Annotated in this window: 1 protein-coding gene and 1 pseudogene; both read right to left on the minus strand. The window is 47.5% G+C overall.

Translation table 11 applies throughout. The features are described from left to right. Positions 1 to 24: 24 nt before the first annotated feature. Positions 25 to 282: a hypothetical protein gene (locus HMPREF0658_RS02920; RefSeq protein WP_006948434.1), complete on the minus strand. Its 258-nt coding sequence runs from the start codon at positions 280 to 282 to the stop codon at positions 25 to 27. Between the two features lie 42 nt (positions 283 to 324). Then, positions 325 to 1,360 (minus strand): annotated as a pseudogene (locus HMPREF0658_RS02925) (hypothetical protein); the annotation flags it as partial.

Raw genomic sequence — 1,360 nt, forward strand, 5'->3', positions numbered from 1 at the left:
GGCAAGCCGAAAAACCTCTGCTTTTTAACTGTTTCCGCGTCTTTCCTTTCCGTTGTGCAGGAAATTAAGATATATTCGGTTTGAGACAGCTGCCATCATTGTTTCTGGCAATATGCTTATTCCGTCGGTGATTGCCTGTGCCTCTTCTTGCGTCAGCTTCGGTGCTTGCGTCGTTTTCATGAGTTGCCGCATGGCTTCCTTTTCTGCGGCCGAGCGGCGGCTGATGGTGACGTAATGCTTCGGGGCGGGCTTCGCCGATAGGTGATGGGGTTTGTATTTCATCTTTTTATCTTTATTTGTCCGTTGTTTCTATTTTCCCTTTATTTATTCTGCCACGGGACGCACCGCGTAGCCAAATGGCCGAAATCCACCGAGTGGGCCTATGGCCAACTGAGTGAAATTCGAAGCGCAACCGTAGTCCGAGCTGTATGGAACGGCCGACCAATAATAGGCATAGGCACCTATGGTCTCCGGCAAACCATTGTGATAGTTGCGGGCACCTAAAGCAGGGAAATATGCGGTAGCATCGGGGCTGATTATCTTATTGTTGAATATCCAGCCGTTGTCCCAACCACCATTGACATTAAATTCGTGTTGTTGATTGGAGGGATAACCAGTTTTAGTAAATCCGGTGAAGGCATTAGAAGCGGGTATCTTAAAGCCTGCAGGGCAGGGGTCGTAGATGGTCTTAAAGACAGCATTGTCGTTGAAACCGATACCAGTATTATCCATTGACCAAAGATTGTAATAGGTGTAACCGGAAGGAGGATTGCTGCTCCATGAGCTACCGTCTGTGTAGAAGTTCTCGGGATGCTGAATGCCATTGGTGATGGACATATTGTCACCGGCATTCTTATTGAAAGTACCCTCTAAGTTGTCATCTGTCCCAGGAAAAGCATCCTTGCGTCCCCACTGGTAATATGCTGCAATACCCTGTCGCATATCACCCGGATTCTGCATGATGGTAAACACTGCTTCTTGCTTTGTTCCGCCATTAGGTGTTTCCTGAACGACTTTTACCTTGATGCTGCGTGGCGTGGAGTAAGTTGAACTGCTCCAAGCGGTGTACTTCATTCCGAGGGTCTCTTCGGTAAACTTGTAGACATGGCCTTGGTAATTGGTGCAGGCAATGGTGTTGAGTGCGCTTTCGGGTGCAAACCATAGGTGCCACGACCACATCGTAATGCCATATTCGTTTTTCACAGCGATGACTGCATTGCCACTGCGAATATCATTCTTAGTTACCTCGAACTCTACAAAATCAACGGAAGAAGCTACTGTTACACCACTTTCATTGGTGATGGTAGCAGGGTAAGAATGCCAGTCAAAAGATGATGGCTTAACTAAATGGGGTTCATCC

It is taken from the genome of Hoylesella marshii DSM 16973 = JCM 13450 (genome assembly GCF_000146675.1).
In the GTDB taxonomy this organism is placed as follows: domain Bacteria; phylum Bacteroidota; class Bacteroidia; order Bacteroidales; family Bacteroidaceae; genus Prevotella; species Prevotella marshii.